This window comes from Glutamicibacter protophormiae (genome assembly GCF_016894325.1).
GTDB lineage: Bacteria > Actinomycetota > Actinomycetes > Actinomycetales > Micrococcaceae > Glutamicibacter > Glutamicibacter protophormiae.
Genome location: NZ_CP069806.1, coordinates 1,563,427 through 1,589,883 on the forward strand (window position 1 = coordinate 1,563,427; position 26,457 = coordinate 1,589,883).

Annotated in this window: 15 protein-coding genes and 5 pseudogenes; 15 read left to right on the top strand and 5 right to left on the bottom strand. The window is 55.1% G+C overall.

The genetic code is table 11. From position 1 onward, the window contains the following. Positions 1-201: 201 nt before the first annotated feature. The 6 genes and pseudogenes from serA to JQN66_RS07310 form a co-directional block, all read left to right on the top strand. Complete coding sequence (serA, locus tag JQN66_RS07285) at positions 202-1,797, top strand: phosphoglycerate dehydrogenase (protein WP_204677216.1); 1,596 nt, start codon at positions 202-204, stop codon at positions 1,795-1,797. A 1,078-nt stretch (positions 1,798-2,875) separates the two neighbouring features. Beyond that, positions 2,876-3,628: pseudogene (locus JQN66_RS07290) on the top strand (IS256 family transposase); the annotation flags it as partial. A gap of 170 nt (positions 3,629-3,798) precedes the next feature. Continuing rightward, on the top strand, positions 3,799-3,972 hold the full coding sequence (locus JQN66_RS07295; protein ID WP_204677217.1) for a hypothetical protein: 174 nt from the start codon (positions 3,799-3,801) through the stop codon (positions 3,970-3,972). Positions 3,973-4,043: 71 nt separating this feature from the next. After that, positions 4,044-5,285, top strand: a complete 1,242-nt coding sequence (gene istA / locus JQN66_RS07300) for an IS21 family transposase (protein WP_204676105.1) — start codon at positions 4,044-4,046, stop codon at positions 5,283-5,285. Then, positions 5,282-6,046: an IS21-like element helper ATPase IstB gene (gene istB / locus JQN66_RS07305; RefSeq protein WP_204676104.1), complete on the top strand. Its 765-nt coding sequence runs from the start codon at positions 5,282-5,284 to the stop codon at positions 6,044-6,046. Before istA ends, istB begins: the two co-directional genes overlap by 4 nt. A 354-nt stretch (positions 6,047-6,400) precedes the next feature. Continuing rightward, positions 6,401-6,964, top strand: a pseudogene (locus JQN66_RS07310) (transposase); the annotation flags it as partial. 621 nt (positions 6,965-7,585) lie between these two features. Here JQN66_RS07310 and JQN66_RS07315 read toward each other — a convergent pair. Then, positions 7,586-9,796, bottom strand: a complete 2,211-nt coding sequence (locus JQN66_RS07315) for a GT-D fold domain-containing glycosyltransferase (protein WP_204677218.1) — start codon at positions 9,794-9,796, stop codon at positions 7,586-7,588. 510 nt (positions 9,797-10,306) lie between these two features. Here JQN66_RS07315 and JQN66_RS07320 point away from each other — a divergent pair. Continuing rightward, positions 10,307-11,304: pseudogene (locus JQN66_RS07320) on the top strand (IS481 family transposase). Here the strand turns inward: JQN66_RS07320 and JQN66_RS07325 are convergent. Beyond that, a pseudogene (locus JQN66_RS07325) lies at positions 11,299-12,210 on the bottom strand (IS110 family transposase); the annotation flags it as partial. The pseudogenes JQN66_RS07320 and JQN66_RS07325 overlap by 6 nt on opposite strands. 508 nt (positions 12,211-12,718) lie before the next feature. Between JQN66_RS07325 and JQN66_RS07330 the strand changes: the two are divergent. After that, complete coding sequence (locus tag JQN66_RS07330; protein WP_204677219.1) at positions 12,719-14,422, top strand: Stealth CR1 domain-containing protein; 1,704 nt, start codon at positions 12,719-12,721, stop codon at positions 14,420-14,422. Between the two features lie 444 nt (positions 14,423-14,866). On the opposite strand, the pseudogene JQN66_RS07335 reads toward JQN66_RS07330, so the two are convergent. After that, positions 14,867-15,817 (bottom strand): annotated as a pseudogene (locus JQN66_RS07335) (transposase); the annotation flags it as partial. A 78-nt stretch (positions 15,818-15,895) separates the two neighbouring features. Between JQN66_RS07335 and JQN66_RS07340 the strand changes: the two are divergent. From JQN66_RS07340 to metG, 3 genes are all read left to right on the top strand, one after another. After that, a protein-coding gene (locus tag JQN66_RS07340; protein WP_204677220.1) for an IS3 family transposase occupies positions 15,896-17,130 on the top strand; the annotation gives its coding sequence in 2 pieces (ribosomal slippage) (positions 15,896-16,175 and positions 16,175-17,130; 1,236 coding nt in all). Positions 17,131-17,381: 251 nt separating this feature from the next. Next, positions 17,382-18,392 (top strand): NYN domain-containing protein, encoded by a 1,011-nt coding sequence (locus JQN66_RS07345; RefSeq protein WP_204677221.1) that lies wholly within the window; start codon positions 17,382-17,384, stop codon positions 18,390-18,392. A 57-nt stretch (positions 18,393-18,449) separates the two neighbouring features. Then, complete coding sequence (gene metG, locus JQN66_RS07350) at positions 18,450-20,000, top strand: methionine--tRNA ligase (RefSeq protein ID WP_204677222.1); 1,551 nt, start codon at positions 18,450-18,452, stop codon at positions 19,998-20,000. 88 nt (positions 20,001-20,088) lie between these two features. On the opposite strand, the gene JQN66_RS07355 is transcribed toward metG, so the two are convergent. Both JQN66_RS07355 and JQN66_RS07360 read right to left on the bottom strand, forming a co-directional pair. Then, positions 20,089-20,781 carry a response regulator gene (locus JQN66_RS07355; RefSeq protein WP_188947870.1) on the bottom strand — a complete coding sequence of 231 codons (693 nt, stop codon included), beginning with the start codon at positions 20,779-20,781 and terminating at the stop codon, positions 20,089-20,091. Positions 20,782-20,787: 6 nt separating this feature from the next. Next, entirely contained in the window at positions 20,788-21,948 is a 1,161-nt protein-coding gene (locus tag JQN66_RS07360) for a sensor histidine kinase (RefSeq protein ID WP_239464167.1), read from the bottom strand. 262 nt (positions 21,949-22,210) lie between these two features. Here JQN66_RS07360 and JQN66_RS07365 point away from each other — a divergent pair, with 262 nt between their 5' ends. The 4 genes from JQN66_RS07365 (at position 22,211) to JQN66_RS07380 (ending at position 26,435) form a co-directional block, all read left to right on the top strand. Next, complete coding sequence (locus JQN66_RS07365) at positions 22,211-23,269, top strand: 3-isopropylmalate dehydrogenase (RefSeq protein WP_204677224.1); 1,059 nt, start codon at positions 22,211-22,213, stop codon at positions 23,267-23,269. Between the two features lie 114 nt (positions 23,270-23,383). After that, the gene (locus tag JQN66_RS07370; protein ID WP_204677225.1) at positions 23,384-24,478 is read left to right on the top strand and encodes a branched-chain amino acid aminotransferase; all 1,095 of its coding nucleotides are present in this window, start codon (positions 23,384-23,386) and stop codon (positions 24,476-24,478) included. 76 nt (positions 24,479-24,554) lie between these two features. Then, the gene (galE, locus tag JQN66_RS07375; RefSeq protein WP_204677226.1) at positions 24,555-25,622 is read left to right on the top strand and encodes a UDP-glucose 4-epimerase GalE; all 1,068 of its coding nucleotides are present in this window, start codon (positions 24,555-24,557) and stop codon (positions 25,620-25,622) included. A gap of 48 nt (positions 25,623-25,670) precedes the next feature. Beyond that, the gene (locus JQN66_RS07380; protein WP_204677227.1) at positions 25,671-26,435 is read left to right on the top strand and encodes a fumarylacetoacetate hydrolase family protein; all 765 of its coding nucleotides are present in this window, start codon (positions 25,671-25,673) and stop codon (positions 26,433-26,435) included. Positions 26,436-26,457 lie beyond the last annotated feature (22 nt).

The window sequence follows — 26,457 nt, forward strand, 5'->3', positions numbered from 1 at the left end:
AATGACCATGCGTCAAGCGCGCCGGACTTTCAAGTCCCGCCACTAAGTGAAAATTTTCACAAAGTTCACGATTAGCTTCGTAACATGCGGGAATTCAAGGCAAAACGCCTCTTGCGACGGGTTAGTCTGATTAGCGGAGCTCTTTCAGGAAGTGCTCCATGCAAGCCACCAGCCCAATGAAATCGCAAAGGTGCCACACCCGTGTCTGACAACAAACCAATCGTACTTCTGGCCGAACAGCTCTCGCCTGCAACCGTCGCGGCGCTCGGTCCCGACTTTGAAATTCGTCAGACCGACGGAGCGGACCGCTCCCAGCTGCTCGAAGCCATCGCCGATGTCGATGCCATTCTCGTCCGCTCGGCTACCCAGGTTGATGCCGAAGCCATCGCGGCGGCAAAGAACCTGAAGGTCATTGCCCGTGCCGGAGTCGGATTGGACAACGTAGACATCAAGGCGGCTACCCAGGCCGGCGTCATGGTCGTGAACGCACCGACCTCGAACATCATCTCGGCCGCCGAACTCACTGTCGGTCACATCGTATCGCTGGCTCGCCGTATTCCGGCTGCAAATGCCTCGCTCAAGGGTGGAGCATGGAAGCGCAGCTCGTTCACCGGTGTGGAACTGTTCGAGAAGAAAGCCGGAATCATCGGCCTGGGCCGCATCGGCGCACTGGTTGCAGCCCGTCTGCAAGGCTTCGGGATGGACATCATTGCCTATGACCCGTATGTGACTCCGGCACGAGCCTCCCAGCTCGGAGTAACCTTGGTGACCCTTGACGAGCTTCTGGCGCAAGCGGACTTCATCACCATCCACATGCCGAAGACCCCAGAAACCTTGGGCATGCTCGGCAAGGATGCGTTCTCCAAGATGAAGAACACCGCCTACGTAGTCAACGTAGCCCGTGGTGGACTAGTTGACGAGGACGCGTTGTATGAAGCACTCAAGAACGAAGAGATTGCCGGTGCCGGTATTGACGTCTTCGTCAGCGAGCCAAGCACCGACCTGCCGTTCTTCGAATTCGACAACGTCACCGTCACCCCGCACCTGGGTGCATCTACCGACGAAGCCCAGGAAAAGGCCGGCGTATCGGTTGCGAAGTCTGTACGCCTGGCTCTGGCTGGTGAACTCGTGCCGGACGCTGTGAACGTCGCTGGCGGCGTGATCGACGAGAATGTCCGTCCGGGCATCCCGCTGATCGAGAAGCTTGGCCGCATCTTCAACGCACTGACCACCGGATCGTTGACCAGCATTGACGTGGTTGTCGCTGGTGAAATTGCCGAGTTGGATGTCAAGGCTCTGGAACTGTCCGCGCTCAAGGGCGTCTTCATGGATGTAGTTTCCGACCAGGTCTCCTACGTCAATGCCCCGGTACTGGCAGAGCAGCGCGGTGTGGCAACGCGTCTGATCAAGACCACTGATTCACCTGAATACCGAAACCAGCTGACCATCAAGGGCTCAAGCAATGAAGGTGCCCAGCTGGCGGTAGCGGGAACCTTGACTGGTCCGAAGCAGATTGAGAAGCTCGTTGGGATCAATGGGCACGAAATCGAAATTCCGATCTCCGATCACATGATTGTTGTCCGCTACTCTGACCGTCCTGGCATCGTCGGTGCCTTGGGCAACGTGTTGGGTGAGCAGGGTATCAACATCGCCGGTATGCAGGTGTCGCGAGATGAATCGCGCGCGGAGGCATTGGCCGTCATTAACATAGATTCCGCGTTGCCGCAAGGCGTGCTGGACATTGTGGGTGCGGCGATTGGGGCGAGCGTTGCTCGCGAGATCAACCTTGCGGATTAACATCTGAGTAAGCTGATAAATTAAGTAGAGAAGCCAGCTCCAATCTACAATCGTCGTAGTTTGGAGCTGGCTTTATAGTAATGGTTTTTGTCAATACTCTTTAACCAATGTGCAGGTGTATGCCACGATGAAAATATCGAGGTTATGACAGTAGCTGAAATCTTCAGCACAATAGTTTTCGAATGACGTCGAAACTGATAATGGGAATGATCCCCAGCTGCCATTCGGAGACCGAACCTATTCTGATTTGCTTCATGAGTATGTGTGATTTTCCCTTATTCTCCATTGCAGACCGCGTGGCAGTGAGTTTATATTCATTGGCTGCCAGCAGATTTTTCAGCCGGGTGATCTCTGTTTGCCTTTTGCTCAGCTTATCTTTCCTGGCTTCGGTGTTGGTGCTCGTGGGATTATTGTGGATCCTTGCGTTGCATAGTCAGAGCCCCTCCCCGATCTGAATGGAATCCAGTTCATGGGAGCGCAAGTAGCCGCAACGCACGACGACTTGAATGGCGTGTTCATAGCAGTCGCGGTAGTCGAGTTTCTGGGCTCGGTTGATGGTGCGTCGCAGAGGTCGGTAAGTCAGGGAAATGAGGAATCCTATGATATGGTTCTTGGCCACGGCGCTGGCGAATGGCTGTGCGGCGGCGAATCTCATGGTGGTGGTCAGCGCTGAGCTCGCCCTGTCCGTAACGGGTGATTTGAAAAGAAGTGGTGACCTCGCATAACTCTAAAGTGCATGGGGCTGGCCAATTCCATTTACAAATTGCCATCAAATATTTGTTAAGAAAAAACGGAAGCTGAATGGTCCGAACGCACAACGCCGGAGCTTGACGAGAATTTCTGTACCATCGGTATGAACGAGGGCTGCCCGCGTGTCATCTCGTATTCTTAGCCCGCGCTCAAAAGCGGAACATGTTCAAATAATTATCTGCAAAAATAGTTTGGGGATCAGTATTCACGGCTCGAAGTAGAGAGTGGAGCCTGTCAGGTTGATCGTGTAAGAGCCCTAGTCAATTGATAGAAAGAGACTAGGAAAAACGCCTCCGACATCGCCGAGAAGATCGCTGCCCTCGGATCCATGGACGCCGTCAAGGACTCCGGGGCCTTCGACGAGGTCATGGGCTTCATCGACCGCGGAGAAATCCAGCTCGACGGCAAAGACGGGTTTATCCAACAGATCATCCGTGCCGGCCTCGAACGCGGCCTGAAATCCGAGCTGAGCAGCCATCTGGGCTACGAGCAAGGCGAGGCCCACGGCCGGTTCCTGCCGAACTCCCGCAACGGTTCCTATCCGAAGACCGTGTCCACGGTGGCCGGGGATATTGACCTGCAGATCCCCAGGGACCGGGCCGGCACCTTCGCCCCGACGCTGGTGCCCAAGGGCTCGCGCCGCACCGGCGGCCTGGATGAAATGATCATCTCCCTCTACGCCGGCGGCATGACGGTGCGGGATATCGCCTACCACCTGGAAACCACCATCGGCACCCAGCTGTCCCACGACACGATCAGCAAGATCACCGACGAAGTGCTCGACGAGGTTGCCGCCTGGCAGGAACGCCCGTTGGAAGAGTTCTACCCGATCCTCTATCTGGATGCGCTGGTGGTCAAGGTCCGTGACGGGCACCAGGTGCGGAACAAGGCCGCGCATATGGCCATCGGCGTGACTGTGGAAGGCGTCAAGCATGTGCTGGGCCTGTGGGTCACGGAGAACGAGGGTGCGAAATTCTGGGCCCAGGTCTGCGCGCAGTTGGCTAACCGCGGAGTCAAGGATGTCCTGATTGCCTGCTGCGACGGGCTCACTGGCTTCCCGGAGGCAATCGAAGCGACGTGGGTGCCAAATAGGGCCTCTTGGTAGTGATGTTCCGGCGACTTGGTAGGTTGAATTCCGTGAATGCGGTAGCGCGATTCTGGTTGGTTGGTAGTGCCGGACGATCACTTCATAGTTGCTCAAACCCTGGCGGCGGGTTCGGAGCCACTACTCTATGAGAGGGAAAGCCCGGGATGAACCTGATTGACCCAGCTTTGCTGCAGGGTGAAGAACCTATTGTGCTTCATCTGCTCGACGATCTGGGCGAACTGCGGGTCCGCATGCTGCCCGGATACCGCTTTGTGCTGATCCGGGAACAGGTCTTCGGCGTCGGTGGCGCTGAGAGTGGCCAACCGTGTCAACGCTAACTGAATACTGACCCTTGAACGACTTTTGAAAATTGACCCCACCCGGTCCATTCAACAGTCATTCTGAGGGAGTGATCAATGTGGAACAGTGGGCAGAGATCCGTCGACTGCATCGAGCAGAAGGCGTGCCAATCAAAGAGATCTCGCGGCGCCTTGGCATCGCACGCAATACCGTACGCTCAGCCTTGGCAGCCACCGAGCCGCCGAAATACCAGCGGGCGGCGCGTGGTTCCATCGCCGATGATTTTGAACCGGAGATCCGCAAGCTGCTGCGCGAATACCCGCGCATGCCGGCAACCGTCATCGCCGAACGGATCGGATGGACGAATTCGATCTCCACCCTGAAGAACCGGGTCGCACTGATCCGACCGGAATACACCAGCGTGGACCCCGCGGACCGGTTGGTCCACGAACCAGGTCAGGCGGCGCAAATGGACCTTTGGTTCCCCGAGCCGCGTATTCCCGTCGGGTTCGGGCAGTCGATGATGCTGCCGGTGTTGGTGATGACGCTGTCCTATTCCAGGGTGCTCGACGCGCTGATGCTGCCCAGCCGGCAGGGCCCTGACCTGACTGCGGGAATGTGGAGCTTGATCAACAAGGCCGGCGCGGTTCCCAAAACACTGATCTGGGACCGTGAGTCAGCCATCGGCGGCAAGGGAAAAGTCACCGAAATCGCCGCGGCGTTTGCCGGGACGCTGGCGACCAGGATCCTCCTGGCCCCGCCGCGGGATCCTGAGTTCAAGGGGCAAACAGAACGCAACAACCAGTTCTTTGAAACCTCCTTCCTCCCGGGAAGGAAGTTCAACTCCCCGCAGGATTTCAACCAGCAGCTGTCCGGGTGGCTGCCGAAAGCCAATGCGCGCACGGTCCGCTCAATCCAGGGCCGCCCCCTGGACAGGCTCCCGACGGACCTGGCCGCGATGACGGCCCTGCCGCCGCTGCCTCCGGCCACCGGGTTTACCCATCGGGTGCGGCTGAGCAGGGACTACTACGTGAGGCTGGACCGCAATGACTACTCGGTGGACCCTTCGATGATTGGCCGGCTTGTTGATTTCACCCTCACCATGGATCGGGTCATCGGGGTCTGCGATCAGCAGGTGGTGGCTGATCATCCGCGGTGCTGGGCCAAGCACCAGGTCATTACCGACCCGGACCATGTGCAGGTCGCTGCAACGCTGCGTTCGGCGTTCAACAAGATCCGCCGTACTACCACCAGCCACGTGAACGAACCGGTGGTTGAGTCACGCGAACTATCCGACTACGACAAAATCTTCGGCCTGGACGGCCAGGACTTTCTAGGAGAGCCGCAATGAGTTCTTTGGAAGCAACGATTGAGCATTTGGCCAGGGCCATCAAGATGCCCACGATCCGCAGGACGTGGAAGCAGCTGGCCGATCAAGCGCGCGATGAGGGATGGTCTCATGAGGAGTATCTGGCCGCGGTGCTCCAGCGTCAGGTCGCGGATCGGGAGGCCAGCGGCACCGCGTTGCGGATTGCCGGGGCGCATTTTCCCTCGATGAAGACGGTGGAGGATTTCAACTGTGATTTCCAGCCCTCGCTACGTCGTGATGTGCTGGCGCATCTGGCCACGACCACGTTCGTCCCGAAGGCCGAGAACGTGATTCTGCTCGGGCCTCCCGGGGTGGGGAAAACCCATCTGGGCATCGCGCTGGGGGTCAAAGCCTGCCAGCAGGGGTACCCGACGCTTTTTGAGACAGCTGCGGGCTGGGTGCAACGGCTGGCCGCAGCGCATCAGGCAGGGAAATTGAACGATGAGCTGCGGCGCCTGAAGCGGTACAAGTTGCTGATCATCGACGAGGTGGGTTACCTGCCGTTTGATGCGGAGGCCGCGAATTTGCTGTTTCAGCTGATTGCTCATCGCTATGAGCAGGGGTCGGTGCTGGTGACCTCGAATATGCCTTTTGGCCGGTGGGGTGAGGTCTTTGGTGATGATGTTGTTGCCTCGGCGATGATTGATCGTTTGGTTCATCATGCGGAGGTGTTGTCGTTGTCTGGTGATTCGTACCGGGTGAAGAACCGTCGGGATCTGCTGAGCAACGCTGAGCAGGCATAGAAGAAATTGGGTGGGGAGGGGTCAATTTTCGATTGGCGGTAGGGGGTCAATTTTCAGCTAGCGTTGACAAACCGCTGCGGCACGATGCTGGCCGAAGCCGTGGTGTGCTTGGCTGAAGCGACGTCGCGATGCGAGCATCACACCGAAGCAGTGATCTCGCTCTAGGTTCTGCCCTTGGACAGCAAGGACATGATGGCCTGGTAATCCACCAAGATCGTTCTCCTCTGAACTGATCGTCGCACGGAATTGTGCAACGATCAGGTCAGCCCATCACGAAAGAGTCCCAGACACTACCGTGTATCCGGAACGGCACTACCAGGTCGTCGGAACGGCACTACCCACTGACGCTATTTAGCAACGTGGGCGAAAGCGACTGTGCAGACCTGTGTGGTGCACCTGATCCGGGCGGCGAACCGGTTCGTTTCCTATGGTGACCGCAAGGCGGTCAGCGCCCAGTTGAAGAGCATTTACACGGCCCCGAGCATCGAATCAGCCGCGAAGGCGTTGGATGATTTCGAGGCCAGTGCGCTGGGGGCGAAGTATCCGTCGGCGGTGGCCACGTGGCGCAACGCGTGGGAACGCTTCACCCCGTTCCTGGAGTTCGGCCCCGAGCTGCGCAAGGTCATTTACACGACGAATGCGATTGAGTCAATGAACTACCAGCTGCGCAAGGTCACCAAGTCCCGGGGGCACTTCCCGTCCGATGCGGCGGCGGTGAAGATGCTGTGGCTGGCGATCTGCACTATTGAGGACAAGCGGGCCAGGGAGCGGTTCAAGGATGCGCAGAAGAAGGGCCGCACCCCACGGGCCGGCGCCGGGTCGCATCTGGTGGAAGGGGCCGGGACGAATGGCTGGAAGCAGGCGTTGCAGCAGCTGGCCATGGCCTATCCGGAGCGCATCGAGCCGTATTTGAAGTGAGTGTTACGAAGCCCTGAATAACCGACGTGACTAGGGGCTTACACAAACACTCTGACAAGCTCGGGGCGAAACACCCCCGCCTACTTGATTACAAAGTCATGAGATCCACTGTCCACGAAGTGCTGAGTTTCAGTGTCCACGAAGTCACGAAATTTCACACCGACTGGCCGGACTCGTGGTACCGACTAAACGTATTTGGCAGAACATCACTACCAAAAACCCTATTTGGCTGTAAATGACTGCAACCGTCATGAAACACCCGGGTTAGCATCGGTATGCCCAAAATGTCAAAGGCCACCGAGACCCGGAAATTCCCGAGTCTCGGTAGTCTTTGAATTCATGATCAATGCGCCGGGCTAATCGGCGCCGTTTGGCACTGAGATCTCGCCGAAAGCCACGGACAGCTTGGGACGAGGTTTAAGATTCAGTCATAAACACCGAGAGAAACAGATACTTCTAATTTTGTCTGAATTCGCGAAATCCGAATTAGGCATTATGCAACTAATATTTTCAATTTTTTGCGCGAAAGGCAAACTAAGGTGGTATTGTTTAGCTGTTTATAAGCAGGAAGTATTAGAAGTATTTAATCTAACAAAAAATGAAACAAAAAAGTCATCTACGCTATTTCGACAAGGGTTTTGACTCGGGGCGTTTTGCATTATGAAAAACATTCAGATAGCTATCCGACAGATGGCCAATATCAAGTCCTCGAATACCGCGTTTAGCAAGTTCATATGCCAGAACCGTCCCAGCTGGACCAAGCGCGATTACGAAAATATCGACTTCCATCAATTCCGCATGAGCAACAATTCTCTCGATATCATGGAAAGCGTCCATGTCAACTGAATCAAGCCGACTTACCGACGAGACGTTGTCGAAAAGATCCGGGATGAGTTCAAATCTCGACGACTTCCCCGTTATGACGCAAATCGATTTGTTCTCCCAAACGCTGCGCCAAGCATCGACTGCCTCTGAGCCATACTTCTTAAAAACAAATGGTCGCGTGACATGGGCATTTCCCCATATTCGATCCTTAGGGACAAGATGTTTTACATCATTCCATATTTCGGCCCACAAAGATGACCAATTTGTATCTTGATATATTTGCGGAAAACCTATCAGAAGGTTTTCGTCCTTGGAGTTGACGACATTTATTAGCTGCTGACGCAATTCATCAGAGTTATTTTGGAATGAAATATCTTGGTCAGCATGACCCATTAGACGGAACTCGCCATCACCGAAGCGAGCAAATGACACATTATTCATTGCTAGAAAATTTATCGTCTCTATGGCAGACTTTTGCCGTCCTCCTAGAGTTTCTCTGATTTCTTGGTATAGATTAGATTGCACATGTTTTCTCACCGAATCGACAATAGATTTGGTAGACGAAACTTCATTTCGAAGTGTGCGTAGCTCTTTCCGAGCGATCTGATTCTCTTCACGCAGCTTTGCAACTTCTTTTGAAGTAATCCCGATTGAGGAGTTGATTGATCGTAAAATATTCAACGAATCTTTATGGAAATTATGGCTACTGAAAATTAGATTCTTCACTCGTTTTGAAAACTTTTGCATTTTGAGTAATTCGATAGACCATTTTTTCATATTTGATGACACATTTCCTATCTGTCCAAATATATCCGCAGTTTCAACATTGGGAACTAAATGATGTGGGAAAGATTTCTCTAGATTTTCCAAGTTGATGTTAAGCTTCGGCAATGACGCCTCTTTGCTTATATTTTTGATTTCCTGTAGATCGGTTGACGTTGATTCGTGTATTGATGGATTTCTTCCTGCTAGCGTGGAAAAGAAATCTTGAAACTTGAAATCATCGCCTTTAAGTGGTTTATCGGTAATTCGCAACCAAACCCACGGGATCTCGAAGGCTTGAGCCAGAATTATTCCATGTAGAGATGTCGATACTATACATTTGACTTGCGATATTTCCTGGGCTACTGATTCTAAATCTTTCGTGACGTCAATTGCGTGAATTGTAGAGTCTTTTTTAATTCTTAAGAATTCATGAGCGTAGTGTGGAACAAACCCTATTTTATCGTTGAGAGTCTTGTCTTCGACGGTTTGCAAATATTTTGGCACTAAAAGCGCCGGATCTCCAAATATTGACGGTGTTCTCCAGCCAAGTTTTTCTTCAATCTCTTTCGCGCTGACTTTCCCTCGGAGGGCGTGAATTTTAATTTCTCCGAATGACCTAAGCTTTCTGACCTGGCCTTCAGACAAGGGGGAGATGAGGCCGGATCCCCACACTTCCGTTTTTTCATTTTCTATTTGTGCAAAGACTGATCCGACAGACATAAGCGTTGGTACATTCATACTGCTGTTGCGCATGTTTACGACTGGTGAACCGCTAATTTTCGAAGCAATCCAAGGGCCAGCTTCGTCGCCAAAATTGGACATTTTATCCCACCAATACATCGGCAGCAGACCGTCAAGCGAGCCTTGAGGGGATGCTACTGAATAAGACTGTGACCTTTCGATTATGAAATTAATTCGTCGATTAATTTCTTCGGCTAGATTAGGCGTAACATTTCTTTCGCTCAATATAACATACGAGTTGGATGACGATCTTTTTATCCAGCTAACCGGAGCGGCGATATTTCGAAGATGTCTCGATGATTCGCGCTCTTTTGAACTCATCAATATTCGTATGTATTCTTCATCAATGAGAAATGTAAATCGAATCTTTACCTCATTTATTTTTAAGATAGCATCGCTCTTGCCTTCGGATAATACCTCAAATGAGTCGTTGCTACTTGAGATAATATTCTTAAGGATTTGATTTCGCAGAAGGTTTGAGTCTTGGAAATTATATTGCACCTGTCGTTCCGTTCCTTTATTGCGCTAGGTTGATAAATCTGTTTTGAGCACGCTTACACTTATGTGGTGTCACAGATCATGACGAAGTTTCATTTTCTCAACTGTACCTGCTGGTGAGCTCTGTCAAGAGTTTCATCATTAGTCTGAAGTCTTTTGTTTCCGAGATTCTTTGAGTTTCTGCGGTTTTTACCGCTTTATGGACTTCTATGGACTTCTCTCCAAATTCGGAGAGGCTCGAACAGATAAGGCAAAGTTTAGCGGAAAGGTGCGTTCATATCGAAGCTAACTCAGTGCTTCGCGCCGTTGGAAGTCCTGTGTGCACCACTGAGTGGCACACACCGGACCTGTGAAACGCAGAGCTGCTTATGACTATTAAAACAATCTAGTTGTACCGTCCAGGGATGTTGGTTGAATTCCTGCGACGACACGATCTGAATTGATGGGATGACGAAGGCCTCCTGAGGTGGAGTGGAGCTGTCTAAGAAACCGCTTCACACACAGGAGACCTTCATGTCCCACGCTAACGCAGCACTGACCCCCAAAGCACGTTTGCGACTAGCCCGGCTCATCGTCGAGGAAGGATGGAGCGTCGCCGCCGCAGCCAAGCTGTTCATGGTTTCCTGGCCCACCGCCAGACGGTGGGAACTGCGCTACCGCGAGCACGGCCCGACGGGAATGAACGACAACTCCAACCGGCCGCATACCAGCCCGAACCGCACCGCCACCTCGGTGGTGAAGAACATCGTGGCCCTGCGCTGGCGCAAGCGCCTGGGACCGGTGCTGATCGCCTATCGGCTGCAGCTGGCCGCTTCGACCGTGCACGCGGTCCTGGTGCGGTGCCGGATCAACCGGCTGCGCTATATCGACCGGGTCACCGGCGAGAGGATCCGCCGCTACGAACATCCCTATCCCGGGGCCATGATCGACGTGGATGTCACCAAATTCGGCAGCATCTCCGGCGGCGGCGGACACCGGTTCCTGGGACGGCAAGCCGGGGACGCAATTCGAGGCTCACCGCGAACCGCACCGGGAAGCGGACCTCCAGCGGACACCCGCGGCTGGGCACGGCGTTCGTGCATACCGTGATCGATGACTACTCGTGTATCGCCTATGCCGAGATCCACCAGGACGAAAAGGCGGTCACCGCCAACGGTGTGCTCCAGCGCGCGGTGCAATGGTTCGCAGCCCGGCAGATCACCATCGAGAACGTGCTCAGCGATAACGGCTCGGCCTACCGCTCCCATGCCTGGCGTGATGCCTGTCAACAGTTGGGTGTGGCGCCGAAGTGGATCCGGCCCTATCGGCCGCAGATCAATGGCAAGGTCGAGCGGTTCCATCGGACGCTGAATGATGGGTGGGCGTATGCCAGGTTCTATGACGGTGAATCCGCGCGCAGGGAAGCTCTGCCGGGGTGGATTAATGAGTGCAATCACCACTGGCCCCATACCGCGATGGGGAACATTCCACCCATCAGTCGCCTAACTAACCTGCCTGGACAGTACAGCTAGCGCTGGGGCGCCGACGAAGGTGTTGCCGGAGGTCTCGGCAATGAAGATCGCAGTGGTCCTGACCGCAACCCCGGGCATGCAAATCAGGACCAGGCAAAGAGGGTGGGCTTCCACCATGGCTTCAAGATGCGTGGCCACGTCGGCCTGCTGGGCATGCAGGGCGATTAGCTGCCGGGCCAGGTGGGGAATGACCAGCCCGGCGGCCGCGGTGCCAACCACGACCACTGTTTGCTCATCCACCGCGTCCAGGATGGCGCCGGCCCAGGCGGTGTGCCGGCGGGCACCGTGCTTCTCCAACTTCGCATCGATCCTGGCCTTACCGGCACGCCGCAACTGGGCAGGAGTGGGCCAGGCGGCGAGGACTTCGAGCACCGCATCATGCTCCAGCCACGGACCGACCGCCCGCTCCAGGCAGGGGTGGATTTGGGTGAAGAGCCCGCGGATCCGGTTGCTGGTCTGGGTGATCTGGCGGGAGAGATCCAGGTCGAAGCCGGTGAGCATGCCCAAGGCCGTTTCTTCCTCGTCCGAGACCTTTAGGCTGCGCAGGGTATGCGGCATGGTGCGGGCCGCGTCAGCGATGATGAACGAGTCCTTTTCGTCGGTTGTGGCCGTGCCCGGATACATGTCCGCGATGCGTCGCATGGTCAGCCCGGGCAGGTAGGCCACGGTGATGCCGAGGTGCTGGGCGACCGCGACGGCCAGTGCGCCGATGGTGGCTGGCTGGTCCACGACCGCCAGTACGGCGCCTTGGGCGCTGAGATCCTGGTAGACCTTGGTGAGTTTGGCTTCGTCGTTGGGCAGGGTTTTGTTCCAGATTTTGGTGCCGTCTGCGGTGAGGGCGCAGCCCCAGTGGTCGGTCTTTCCGACGTCGAGGCCGAGGAAGATCTGGATGTCGTCGGTTTTCATGACTGGTGCTCTTTTGAACTCGTTTTTTGTTCACGGTCGACCAACCGTCGGTAGCAAAGTCTTACATCCACGTGACGACAGGCATCCATTTTTTGGTGCCGCGCCCCTCATCAGCAATCACCCTGCTGCCTTCCCAGCATCAGTGGCCCCCGGATCATTGGATAAGCAGGGGCAAGACACCATGCCGAGGCTGGTCGGCCGACAGTCCCTACGATCCTCTGTTTAGGGACTGTCAACAACATAACGGGCTTCCTTGTGTCAGTTGATCCCCTTCATATGGGTACCGCGCACCGGTAACGAGCATGACCAGAACAGCGGCCCCGGCGTTAGAGTTGTCTCCGTCGGTAACTCGTACCTGCACCGGCACCCGATACACTCACTTGAGTTGAAATTTTCCAGAGGCTCCCTGTGCCAACAAGCGGATTTTCCACGAGATAGATGAACGGGATATCATTATCAACTGAGCCGTTCATTGGAAAGTGACAATTGTCGTTTCGGTAGTAAGTTGATGAAGCATCAAAGCAAGGGGACCAAGTTGAATAGGATTTTACGGGGAAGTAAGCGCGCCGGGGCCAAAGTAGGGCGACAAATACAAGCCCAAATCGATGAATTAGACCGAAAGCGCCGAAAGGCAAGCTCGATACGTAGAATTCGCGAAAATAATGTTCGCGCCGACCTTATGATGCTTCCAGCAAATGGTGAGCAAATACTTTTCAGGGTCGATAACAGGATTAATTTCAGTCAAGTTCGAACCAGTTCATTCAATTTAATTAAAGATATACTGAATTCGGGTAAATTCGAGTATTGGTCGTTCCCGGTTCCAAGTAACCAACCAAACATATTTCACATGGCTGCGGGCAATAAGTCTAATTTGATTGATTCATTAAAGGATGCTCCCGAGCTTAGCCATTGGTACTTTCAGTATATTCGCAACGATGGTAAGAGCGCAGGGCAGCCCAGACTTATCAGGGAATTAAAGATGCATTCAAAGTACTCTGCTTTCAGGATCTACGAACGTGTGACATACAGCCCAAAGTCTAATTTTCGGACCGGCGCTTCACAGGGGGTGCAGATCCACTTTTGGCAGAGTGACGAGGTGCTGTCCGAAACTGAAAATCCAGAGGGAGATCTCAACACTACTAATGTAATCATTGCCCCAGTCTGGAATGAGCACGCCACTGTCCTGCCCGATCCAGAACTTAGGAGAGAAGCGTTTGAGGCCGCACTTTTGAGGGCCGCGAAACCCTTGCTTTGGGAAGTCGATTTTCCAATCGACGCAGTTTACACTTGGGTGGATGGGGCTGACCCGGTCTGGCAAGCGCAAAAGGCTGCCGCTTTGAATGTATTGGATCAGGATCTGTATGTAAATGATGCTGTTTCGGATGCTAGATTTGCAGATCACGATGAGCTCAAGTACAGCTTACGCTCGCTAGAACAGTTCGCTCCTTGGATTCGCAAGATTTGGATTGTGACGGCGGGGCAGATTCCAGACTGGCTGGACACGGGTAACCCTAAGATAGAAATCGTGTCGCACTCAGAGATATGGCCCGACTCATCCGGGCTTCCGAATTTTAACTCCCATGCAATTGAGTCAAACCTTCACCGTATAGAGGGCCTGTCCGAACACTATTTATATTTTAATGATGATTTTTTCTTGACCCGTCCCCTCGACCCTTCTTCCTTCTTTTATGGTAATGGAGTTTCCAAAGTATTCTTCTCGAAGGCGATGGTGGATCAGGATGAAATTTCTGAGTTTGATAACGCTTCAACTATTGCAGCCAAAAATGCGAGAATCGCACTCGGTTCGAAGGGCTATAAGACCTTCTCAAGGAAATTTTTCCATACCCCTAGTGCATTAAATCGACACCTGATTGCAAAAGCGGAAGAAGAGTTTCCAGAAATATTTAGAAGGACTCGCGAAGCTCAATTCAGGGAGTCAACTGACGTAGCAATTTCGGGTTCTTTCTATTTTAACTATGCCATGGCTTGCGGTCTAGCTGTGCCGTCGCAAATTAAATATGACTATATTGATCCGGCCATCGAAGATGGCAGGTCGAGGATGGCTCGACTAAACGCAAAACGTGACAAGGACTGTATCGTCATCAACGACGGATCAACCAAAGAAACCGAGTCTAATCGTATCCGAACAGCTGCCTTTATTAGCAGCTCTCTTGCCAAACTTCTTCCCGCAAAGAGCAATTTCGAGCTTTAGTAGAGAACTGATTTAATATTCGGCCTCATAGCCAATATATTAGCCTTGAACCAACTCCTTTGATTTGAACTGGTTCCTCTATTTTTAGCGCGGCGACCCGAAAATATGTAAGGCTTTGGGTCTTGTGGTGGCTGATCTGGGATCAGCTGGCAGGGCAGATGCCAGGCTTTCCACCGATGAGGGCATGACTCAAAGTAAGACTGACCCGTTAGGTGTCGTTTGCGAGAAGTGTCTGTCTACGTTGTTGGGCGGCCGGCGCCTACCCGGCCCACCTCGGTAGCCTTATCAGAAGAATGTCTACCTGCCAGGGTGTGACCCATTACAGCGTTGCTCCGACGGCGACTTCTGTCTCGGACTGGTATCGGCCACACGGCAGAATATCCTATCCGTGAAAAGTGTCCTCTCTCAGGACATCTCTATTACGTGACCCTTCTATGGGTTCTGTCAACCCATTAGACGCTGTAACTGCCGGAAAATGTTTCTGATGATGTACCGTTTGAGGATCCGCTTGATCTCCCGATCACTCATGCCTTCCGCGGTGCGCTTCTCAACATACGCCTTCGTGTCCTTGTCAAAGTGCATCCGGGATTTAGCGATCACATCCACGGCTTGATTCAGCAACCGATCCCCGCGACGGTTCAAACGGTGACGTGTGGTGTTCCCCGAGGACGCTTGCAATGGGGCAACACCAGCCATATTAGCGAAGGCCGCCTCCGAATGGACCCGCCCAGGATGCGAGTAGGCTACGAGGATCCACGCCACGGTCACAGCACCGAACCCGAACTGCGACTGCAGGCTCGGCGCCATCTGCTCATCGAGCGCACTCATGGCCTGCTAGTTGGCCTTGAGTTGCTGGTCAGCCTCCACGATACTGGTAGCCAGCCGGATGGCCTCAACGCGGGCGTAGCGTTGCTCAACGGTGTCGCTGGGATGTTCCCGCCAGCTGCTGATCTGATGGACCTGCCGTTCACTCAGGGCCCTGCGTGCGTCAATTCCTAAGTCGAGTTTGCGGACCAGTGCGTTCAGGGCATTGCGGTTGGCGGTGCGTTGGGAGTCGATCCGCTGCCGGCTGGAGACCAGGATATTCAATGCTGAGCGGACTCCTTCGCCACGTGGCTGTAACAGGCGTTCCACGTCGGCGGAGAGGATCCCCATGGTTGCTGCAGTGGCGTCGATTTCATCGGTTTTCCCGACTCCGGCGCGTTCCTTTTTTCGTGGGGGTTTGACCTCGACGACCGTGATGCCGGCCTGGGTCAGGGCGTGGGTGATGGTCGCCCCGTAGGAGCGGGTGCCTTCCACGGCGGCGAGGATCTGCCTGTGGGTGTTGCGGCGGATCCAAGCGATGGCCCTGTTCATTCCCGGGGTGGTGACGGGGAAGGCTTGGCAGCTTTCTCTGGCTTGGGGGTAGCCTGAATTAGTGGACACCCGAATAAGCGGGATCAACCGATCCCAGTTTTTGAGAGGATGTCACTAATGAGCAACATGAAAAAGCAACGCAGGTCCTGCACCGAGGAGTACCGCAGGGAAGCCGCTGGCCTGGTCATCGATACCGGACGCAGCATCAGCGCGGTCGCCAAGGAGTTGAACCTCGGCGAGCAAACGCTGGGCACCTGGGTGAAGAAGGAACGCTCCCGCCGAGTCTTGGACGGTGAGCCGACCGGAGCGCTGGATGAGTCCGAACGCGAGGAACTCAAGCACTTGCGCAAGGAAGTCTTCGAACTGCGGGAGGACAACCGCTTCCTGGGAAAAGCAGCGTCCTTCTTCGCATCGAAGCAACATCGGTCGAACGGTTCGAACTGATGCACGCGTTGAAGGATGACTTCGCCCTGACACGGATGGCGGCTTTGCTTCAGGTTTCCAAATCCGGCTACTACGCCTGGCGGCACCGCCAAACCACGGGGCCGTCCCCGAGGGCTGCCGCGCAGCGGGAACGGGATCAGAAGGTCGCCAAGGTCTTCGAAGACTCGCACCAGACCTACGGTGCGCCACGGGTGGCAGCCCAGCTGGCCCGCGAGGGCAGTCCGGCCGATCAAAAGACGGTGGCCGCCTCAATGCTGCGCCAGGGCATTGAAGGGATCAGCCCCAGGAGGTTCACCCCGGTGACCACGATCCCAGGCGTTGACACCTACCATCTGCCGGATCGGGTGCACCGCCAGTGGGACCAAGGTGCTGTGGACAAAGTCTGGATCAGCGATATTACTTATCTGCGCACCAATGAGGGCTGGTTGTACTTGTGCGCGGTACGTGATGGGTACTCCCGCAGGGTGCTGGGCTGGGCGATGGACAGCGTGCACAACACCGATCTGGTGGAGCGGGTGCTGCGCATGGCCAAGCCCTTGCGAGGCCAGATTCCAGGTCAGGTGGTGTTCCACGCGGACCACGGCGCTCAATTCACCTCGGCTCAGCTGCATGAAGTGGCGGTTGAACTGGATCTGCTGCAGTCCGTTGGGCGTACCGGCGTGTGCTGGGACAACGCCATGCAGGAGTCATTCTGGTCAACGTTGAAGACCGAATTCTATGACCGGTACCGTTGGGCTACCCGGGCTGAAGCGAAGCAGAAAGCCGCCTGGTGGATAGAGGATTTCTACAACCGCCGCCGGCTGCATTCAAGCCTGGGCATGGTCCCTCCGGTGGAATTTGAACAACTGCTGCGCGGCCAGCAGGAGCTGGTTGAAGAGTGTGGAGCTGTGCTCGCGCTAGCTGCGTGAGGCAGGTCACGTGTCCACTAATTGCGGGGAGCCCCAATTACAGACGGTTCAGGTACCACCTGATTGCTAGGAGATACTATTCCTAGAGAAAATAACTTGAAAACCTCTTCGCTAAAGTGCCCCATGCAAAGACGGACAAGCAAATGATCTGGCAACCGTCTGAGAAGCGTAGTCGGTGTAGCCCGACTTACTTTTCGCATTCTCCAAAAGGAGCCCGAGTCTGTTGTGGGTATTTACAGTACGATCGAACTATGCCGAGCCAAACTGCAATTTTCATTGATGCTGGATTCTTATTATCTTTGGGTGGACATCGGGCCGCCGGGACAACCTTACGATCAGCGTTTACAACCCACTATGAATCTCTGGTACGGGGGATTGTCCAAACCGTCAAGAAGAATTCCGGGCTGAGTAACTTGCGGGTTTACTGGTATGACGCTTCTAAGGACGGATTATTTACGGAGCAACACAAGCGTATTGGGCTTATTGCAGGGGTCAAGGTTCGGTTAGGGCGTATTTCTTACAATGGTGAACAGAAGGGTGTTGACCTAAGGCTGGCTTTGGATCTGGTTGGTGTCGCAAGAACACATGCCGCTGCTGTGGCTTATCTGGTCTCGGGCGATGATGACTTGGCAGAGGCCGTTGAAGAGGCGCAAGACCTTGGCATGAAAGTTGTGCTTCTTGGTGTCGCGAAACCAGAAAGTAGATTGGGAGTAGCCTCAGTCGCCGAACATTTGGCGCTCACCGCCGATGCAATTGAGACGATCCCACACCAGCTTTTGGATTCTGCATTCACCCGAGTGATTGAGTGGGACCAGAACCATTCTGAAAAATCGGCGCGCATTGCCAAAGCTACGTCCGACTCGAATGAAGGCATTACTGCTGTCGGACTACCTGTGCCGACGCCAGCCGTGATGGCGCAAAAAGTTGCTCAGCTGAAATCAGTTGAACCGATGGCACACGTAGAAATTGTTTACTCCAGCGGCTCCGCTCGCCAAGGGTATCAGGGAATCGCGGCCTACGAACAAAAAGAGCTCGCAGCAGCAGAAGAAATCGGTGGCAAGGTTGCCGAATCATGGCTGGCACTCACCACCCAAGCAGAAGTACTTGAACTCCTTGCAGATAAGCCTCAGCTGCCTCTGGAAATTGATAGAACATTGCTGAAAGATTGTGCGCAAGTGCTAGGGGAGTGGAAGACCGACCAACAGAAGATTCGGCGGGCACTCCGTGGAGCATTCTGGGACTACCTTGATCGGCTGATGTGACATTCGCGGAGCTTTACGGAAACCACTTTCCCGGCGGGACTAAGGTAAATTTAGATCGTGACTTCTCAGCAGAAACCCTTTTACGCGACAACTGCAATCTCCTATCCGAACGGCACTCCCCATATTGGGCATGCCTATGAAGTAGTGGCAACCGACACGTTGGCACGCTTCAAGCGTTTGGATGGCTTCGACGTCTTTTTCATGACTGGTACCGATGAGCATGGCCAGAAGATGATGCAGACCGCGGAAAAGGAAGGGATCACCCCGGCTCAACTTGCTCAGCGAAATTCGGATGCCTTCCAGGCAATGAATGACGAGCTCGGAACGAGCTACGACCGTTTTATCCGTACCTCAGATGCAGATCATCACGCTGCTGCGCAGGAGCTATGGCGGCGTATGGAAGCCAATGGCGATATCTACCTGGATAAGTACGCAGGCTGGTACTCGGTGCGGGATGAAGCGTTCTACACCGAAGAGCAGACCGACGTGCGAGAAGACGGAATTCGATACGCCACGGAAACTGACACTGAGGTTACTTGGACAGAGGAGGAATCATATTTCTTCCGACTGTCCAAGTACCAGGACAAGCTCTTGGCTTACTACGAGGCGAATCCCGACTTCGGTGCGCCACGCTCCAGGTTCAATGAAGTTGTCCGTTTCGTTGAAGGCGGACTAACCGATCTTTCGATTTCACGCACGACATTCGACTGGGGAATACCGGTACCAGGCAACGAAAAGCACGTCATGTACGTGTGGGTCGACGCCCTGACGAACTACTTGACCGGCGTTGGATTCCCGGATGTTGAGTCGGCGTCCTTCCAGAAATACTGGCCAGCAGACGTCCATGTGATTGGCAAAGACATCTCGCGATTCCACGCGATCTACTGGCCGGCATTCCTGATGTCCGCGAATCTGCCGGTTCCCAAACGAGTCATGATTCACGGCTTCCTGCATAACAATGGTGTCAAGATGTCCAAGTCGTTGGGCAACACCGTTTCTCCTGACGATTTTGTCACCCGGTATGGCTTGGACCAGGTTCGGTACTTCTTCTTGCGTGAAGTACCTTTTGGCGCCGACGGAAACTACAACCACGAGACCATCGTGGCGCGTATCAATGGCGACCTGGCAAACAACTTCGGCAATCTTGCACAGCGTTCGCTGTCGATGGTAGCCAAGAACTGCGGGGGATTGGTGCCGACGCCCGGTGAATTGTTGGCAGCTGATACCGAAATTCTGGGAGCCGCCGCGAAGCTGTTGGAGATCAACCGGGATGCATACGACCGCCAAGAATTCAGCAGAGCTTTGGAAGCCGTGTGGCATGTTCTCGGAGATACCAATGCGTACTTCGCGGAGCACGAACCTTGGAAGCTGAAGAAGACGGATCCGGCTCGCATGGAGACCGTCCTCTACGTGACGATAGAGATTGTCCGCCAGGTCGCTATCCTGCTTCAGCCAGTGCTTCCCCAAGCCATGACCTCACTGCTCAACGTCCTTGCGGTGGGCGAAGGGTCGGCACGCAATTTCGAAAACTATGGAACAGCACTGGTTCCCGGAACCGAGCTTCCAGCGCCGGCCCCGGTGTTTCCTCGCTATGAGGAAGAAAAATAGTCTTCGCTCGTTGAGTTGAAACGGCCGTGGCGCTATTCCGATTGATAGATCGGAATAGCGCCACGGCCGATTTCCGCTTCGTGCCGATTTACGGGCTGACTACTCCGGTCTGATAAGCGATGACGACAGCTTGTACACGATCTCGTGCACCGAGTTTGGCCAGAATGTGGCCGACGTGAGTTTTGACTGTGGCTTCCGATAGGAAGAGACCTTCGGCGATTTCTGGATTGGACTGTCCTTCAGCGATGAGTCCGAAGACCTCACGTTCGCGTGGGGTCAGCGACTCCACCGCCGACATCAGCGAGTTGTCGGCCTGCGCTACGGACCTCTTCAGGATGGGGGCCATGTGATTCAGCAATCGCCGCGTCGTCGATGGCGCAATGACAGCATCTCCCCGGTTGACCGTGCGGACGGATTCAAGCAGCTCCTCCGGCGGTGCATCCTTGAGAAGAAAACCGCTGGCTCCTGCTTGGATGGCGCTCAGCGCGTACTCGTCCATGTCGAAAGTCGTCAGGACGATGACCTTGGGCCCATCCGCGGCTTTCTTGGCTGGGTCCAGCAGGCGCTCGGTGGTCTGTATCCCATCCATTTCCGGCATGCGCACGTCCATCAGGATGACATCTGCTTGCTGCAGTGAGGGTGTTGCCAGCGCTTCGCGTCCGTTGCCGGCTTCGGCGATGACTTCCATATCGGGCTGCGAATTAATCAACATTCGGAAACCGCTGCGAACCAGCAACTGGTCGTCAACAAGTGCGACCTTGATTATGTTGCCTGATGCCATTGGGTGTTAGTCCTCCGAGTAGGGAATGAATACGGAAACTGTGAATCCTCCACCTGTTCTCGGAGAGGCACTGCAGGTTCCATCGTATAGGGCGACACGTTCGCTCATGCCTTGCAACCCGTAGCCTTGCCCGTCGAAAGTCAGGGAACCAGCACCGCGACCATTGTCTTCAATGCGGATTTCCAACCCACGCGAGATCCAACTGAGCTGTACCGATGCAGTGGTGTTCGGACCTGCATGCTTGACTACGTTCGTCAGTGCCTCCTGGACGCTCCGGTAGGCGGTAAGTTCAGCGCCTGCTGGCAGTTCTTTTCGCGGCGATCCCTCAAAGTCGAAACGAACGTCCAGCCCGGCAGTTTCAGCGTTCTGGACAAGATCCGGTATGTTCGCCAAAGTGGGCAACGGACGGTTTGCGACTTCCTCGTCCTTGCGTAGGACGCCAAGTAATCTGCGCATTTCACGGAGGGACGCACGCCCAGTATCGGAGACAGTTTTCAGGGTGTCGATGGCAATTGACGGGTCATTCACCGCGGCGTAGCGGGCGCCATCAGCTTGTGTGATGATGACGGACAAGGAATGGGCTACGATGTCATGCATTTCACGTGCAATATGGTTTCGTTCATCGGCGGCAGCAAGATCGCGTTCGATGATGCGTTCATTCTCCAGGCGCGCGGCATGGTCCTGCAACGCTTTCATTGTCAGACGCCGGTTACGCGCAAGGTCGCCGAAGGTCCAGGAAACGGTAACGACCAGGGCCAGCCCGACGAATGACACCATCATGTCGAAGCTGAAGAAGGTGAAGAAGCCGTAGGACGAGTTGGCGCTGTTGAACATGCTGAATGTAGCCAACAAAGCTCCCAGCAACCCGAAACCCAAGGTGGTGAAGGACTGCCACCGTTTTCCATAGACTGCCATCGTATAGACCATGATTGGGACGGATAGCTGCGAGGGCAGGACAAGCCCTGCAAAGGCCAGCTGCAGCAGATGCCCTGACGTGACAATGAGTGTCGCGAGCCATGGCTTGGAACGGCGCATCATCAAGGGTGCGGTTTGCATCAAGGAAATGGCAACTAGCGAAAGGGTGGTCAATAGCGAACTGCTGAACCCGAGGGTTGCCGTCAAAAGCAGGCAAAAGAGCGTGTAGGTCAGGCCCGTTGCAAAATCCACTTTGCTCGAATTTTCGCGAATCCACCGATCAATTCGGCGATGCGGGTTTGAAAGGATCAACTACGCCTCTGGAAATAGGAATACGTGCTGTTGCACACGGTTGCCACGAATGCCCTGAACGGTGCATCGCATTCAAGTTTAGTTGCCCCCATGCTGAGAAACCTCATACCCGAGTCTGAAGTCGGAAGAGCGGAAAGCTAACATTTTTCACTATTTGAGACGGGCTCTCACATGTTGGACTTGATTCGATAGGCTTGGTGTTATGGGAAAAGTTTTTGAAATTGCAGTCATCCCTGGGGATGGCATTGGACCAGAAGTCGTCGCGGAAGCCGTCAAAGTCTTGAACTTTGTCACCAATGGTGGTGACAAGGAGATCAATCTGACCACCTACAAGTTGGGGGCCGAGCATTGGCTGGAAACCGGTGAAACTCTGCCAGAGGAGACCCTGGATAGTCTCAAGAAGCACGATGCCATCTTGTTCGGTGCGGTAGGTGCCGCGCCCGGCGACACTCGCATTCCTTCGGGGCTGATTGAGCGTGAATTGCTGCTGAAGCTTCGCTTTGCGCTGGATCACTACGTCAACCTGCGTCCCTCGAAGCTTTATCCGGGCATTGAAAGCCCGCTGGCCAATCCGGGCAATATCGATTTCATTGTTGTGCGCGAAGGCACCGAAGGCCCCTACGTGGGCAACGGCGGCTCCGTGCGTACGGGCACCCCGCACGAAATTGCCACCGAAGTGTCGGTGAATACCGCTTACGGCGTGGAACGCGTTGTTCGTGATGCCTTTGCGCGCGCTTCCCGGCGCGAGCGCAAGCACGTGACTCTGGTTCACAAGCACAACGTTTTGGTTCATGCTGGCCACTTGTGGCGTCGGACTGTTGAAGCGGTCGCAGCAGATTTCCCAGAGGTCACCCATGATTACCTCCACGTGGACGCTGCGACGATTTTCTTGACCACCGACCCCGCCCGGTTTGATGTCATCGTCACAGACAATCTTTTCGGTGACATCCTGACGGACCAGGCCGGCGCAATCACCGGCGGCATTGGCCTGTCGGCCAGCGGCAACATCAACATGTCGCGGACCTACCCGTCGATGTTCGAACCTGTACACGGCTCCGCGCCCGACATTGCCGGCCAGCAGAAGGCAGATCCGACCGCAGCGATCCTGTCCGTCGCGCTGATGCTTGATCATTTGGGACTCTCTGAAGAGTCCAAGGCTGTTGAACGGGCAGTCGAAAAAGAGATCACTTCACGTCAGGAATTGACCGATCACCGCACCACCAGCGAAATTGGCGATGCAATTGTAGCCCTGCTGGCATAAGCTAAAAGGGAAGTTTCCGGTTTTTGAGTAACCGGTAGCTAATCCACAAACGGGTGTTCCGCAACTTTGTGGGACACCCGTTGCTCGTACATGAATTAGGAAGTCCAAGGTTAGATGGAATTCACCGAAAATCTCTCAACGAACCGCAAGAGCGCCGCGGACCGCGCAAAAGTTCTTGCCGACCCGGGCTTCGGGGATTTCTTCACCGACCACACTGCAGTCATTGACTGGTCGGCCAGCGGTGAAGGCCACGGCGGTACCTGGCATGATGCGCGCATCGAACCATACGGCCCTATCGCACTGGATCCTGCTGCCTCTGTGCTCCACTACGGCCAGGAAATCTTTGAAGGCCTGAAGGCCTACCGTCATGAGGACGGCTCTGTCTGGACATTCCGTCCCCACGCGAACGCCGCCCGACTGAATAAATCGGCAGCACGCTTGGCTTTGCCCCAGCTCGACGAGGACGTATTCGTGGAGTCGCTGCGCAAGCTCGTTGCTTCCGATATCGACTGGGTGCCAACCGGTGATGGCGAGGCCCTCTACCTGCGTCCATTCATGATCGCCACCGAGGCGTTCCTGGGTGTTCGTGCAGCGCGCGAAGTTTCCTTCCGGGTCATCGCATCGCCGGCAGGCAACTACTTCGGTGGAGAACTTAAGCCGGTGGCTATTTGGGTGTCCCAGAATTATGCGCGTGCAGGCCGGGGCGGTACCGGTTCGGCCAAGTGCGGCGGAAACTATGCGGCATCGCTCGTTGCCCAGCTTGAAGCCGAGGACAACGGATGCAAGCAGGTGCTCTTCCTTGATCCATTCAACGACAATGCGGTTGAAGAACTTGGCGGCATGAACGTGTTCTTCGTTACCAAGGACAACAAGCTCGTGACTCCGGCACTGACCGGAACCATCCTCGAAGGCGTTACCCGCTCGTCCGTGATCCAGCTTGCCAAAGACCGGGGAATGGACGTCGAGGAACGTCGCATCACCCTCGATGAATGGCGTGAAGGCATTGCCAGTGGCGAGATCACCGAGGTCTTCGCCTGCGGAACCGCCGCCGTGATCACCCCGATTGGCGTTCTGAAGAACGGCACGGAGCTCATCGGCGAAGAGAACGCCAAGGCTGGCGAGGTCACGATGTCGATCCGTGAGGAACTGCTCGGAATCCAGCGCGGAACGGTCGAAGATCGCCACGGCTGGCTGGAGCGTTTGGCCTAACGCCTAGAAAAATTAGTAGAATTGCCTGTGCAATATTAATTGCACAGGCAATTCGTCTTGAGTGAGGATTTTTCGCATGCACGTTCTGGTTACCGGTGGAGCAGGGTACATTGGCTCGCACACCGTCCTTCTGCTGTTGCAAGAGGGACACAGGGTTTCCATTATCGACAACTTCAGCAATTCCTCGCCGGAGTCTATTCGCCGCGTTACGCAGCTAGCCGGACGGGCACCGGAGCTTCACCACGTCGACTTGCTCGATGCTGCGGCAATGAACTCGATCTTCGAGTCCCTGCGTCCGGATGCAGTGATCCATTTTGCCGGGTTGAAAGCCGTGGGGGAGTCCGTAGCCCAACCGTTGCGCTACTACCGCAACAACGTTACCGGCACGCTGAATCTTCTGGATGCGATGGAAGCAGTCGATTGCCGGACACTCGTTTTCAGTTCATCCGCGACTGTCTACGGCGAATCGACGGCCTTGCCGCTTTTGGAGTCAACGCCTCGCAGCGCCACCAATCCCTATGGACGCACGAAGCTGCATATCGAGGAAATGCTTGAAGAATTGGCGGCGTCAGACCCGCGCTGGTCCATCGCCAACTTGCGATATTTCAACCCAGTAGGAGCCCACGAATCCGGCGAGATCGGCGAGGATCCGCAAGGCATCCCGAATAACCTCATGCCGTTTGTGGCCCAGGTTGCCGTGGGAGTGCGGGAAAAGGTCAATGTTTTCGGCGGTGATTATCCGACGTCCGATGGAACCGGCGTTCGGGACTACATCCACGTTATGGATCTAGCGGCAGGACACCTGTCGGCCCTCGGGTACCTGCAGCAGTCAACTGGCGCCCACGTCTGGAATTTGGGCACCGGTGCCGGGTCCAGCGTGCTGGAGGTCATCGAAGCATTCGCCCGCATCTCGAAGCGCCCTGTGCCGTACGAGATTGTGGAACGGCGCGCCGGTGACGTTGCTGAGAACTATGCCGACCCGGAGAAAGCCCGCCTTGATCTTGGGTGGAAGGCCGAGCGCGGACTTGAGCAGATGGTGGGTGACATGTGGCGCTGGCAGAGCCAGAACCCGACAGGTTTCCCGGACCTTGAGCTCCATACGATGAGTGATGAAGAACTAAGCGAATTTATCTGCAACAAGTAAGCCGCCTGAGCGTGCCAGGCAGTGGCCAGAGCGAGATAGGGTTGAATTATGCGCATTGCACGATTTGTAGTTGACGGCGACCCGCTTTACGGAGTTGTCGATGGAGAAAACGTTCACGTCCTAGCGGGGGATCCGTTCTTCCAAGGCATCAAGACCACCGGTGCCGTTCACCCGCTTGACGACGTTCGTCTGGTAGCGCCGATTATTCCGCGTTCCAAGGTCGTCGGATTCGGCCGAACCTACAGTGAGCACGCCAAGGAGCTCGGCAACGAGGTCCCGCCGGAGCCGCTGATGTTCCTGAAACCGAATACCTCGGTGGTCGGTCACGGCGAACCAGTGACCCTCCCGGCGTTTTCGCAGGAGGTTTCCTTCGAAGGAGAGCTGGCCGTCGTCATTGGACGTATCTGCAAGGACGTGCCGGCAGAAAAGGCCGGCGATGTCATCTTCGGATACACGATTGCCAATGACCTCACTGCCAGGGACGCGCAGCGCACAGACCCGCAGTGGGCTCGTGCCAAGGGATTCGATGGTTCGTGCCCACTCGGACCATGGATCGAAACCGAACTGGAAGATCCTGATGACGTCGCGATCACTACGCGCCTGAATGGCGAGGTCCGCCAGGATGGTTCCACCAAGGACATGATCTGGCCGGTTTCCGAACTCGTGGCCCGGGCTTCCGAAGCCTTCACGCTGCTTCCCGGTGATGTCATCATGACCGGTACCCCTGCAGGCGTGGGTCTTGTCAACGCCGGCGACATCGTTGAGATTGAGCTTGAAGGCCTCGGCACTCTCCGCTCGGTGTTCCGCCGATAACGCGATTTGGACAAACGTGGTT

Excerpts from the sequence above, each read along its gene's own strand:
- JQN66_RS07295 (WP_204677217.1), top strand. The coding sequence starts at position 3,799 with ATGAACCTGATTGACCCAGCTTTGCTGCAGGGTGAAGAACCTATTGTG.
- istB (WP_204676104.1), top strand. The coding sequence starts at position 5,282 with ATGAGTTCTTTGGAAGCAACGATTGAGCATTTGGCCAGGGCCATCAAG.
- JQN66_RS07330 (WP_204677219.1), top strand. The coding sequence starts at position 12,719 with ATGAAGCATCAAAGCAAGGGGACCAAGTTGAATAGGATTTTACGGGGA.
- JQN66_RS07345 (WP_204677221.1), top strand. The coding sequence starts at position 17,382 with ATGCCGAGCCAAACTGCAATTTTCATTGATGCTGGATTCTTATTATCT.
- JQN66_RS07355 (WP_188947870.1), bottom strand. The coding sequence starts at position 20,781 with ATGGCATCAGGCAACATAATCAAGGTCGCACTTGTTGACGACCAGTTG.
- JQN66_RS07365 (WP_204677224.1), top strand. The coding sequence starts at position 22,211 with ATGGGAAAAGTTTTTGAAATTGCAGTCATCCCTGGGGATGGCATTGGA.
- JQN66_RS07370 (WP_204677225.1), top strand. The coding sequence starts at position 23,384 with ATGGAATTCACCGAAAATCTCTCAACGAACCGCAAGAGCGCCGCGGAC.
- galE (WP_204677226.1), top strand. The coding sequence starts at position 24,555 with ATGCACGTTCTGGTTACCGGTGGAGCAGGGTACATTGGCTCGCACACC.
- JQN66_RS07380 (WP_204677227.1), top strand. The coding sequence starts at position 25,671 with ATGCGCATTGCACGATTTGTAGTTGACGGCGACCCGCTTTACGGAGTT.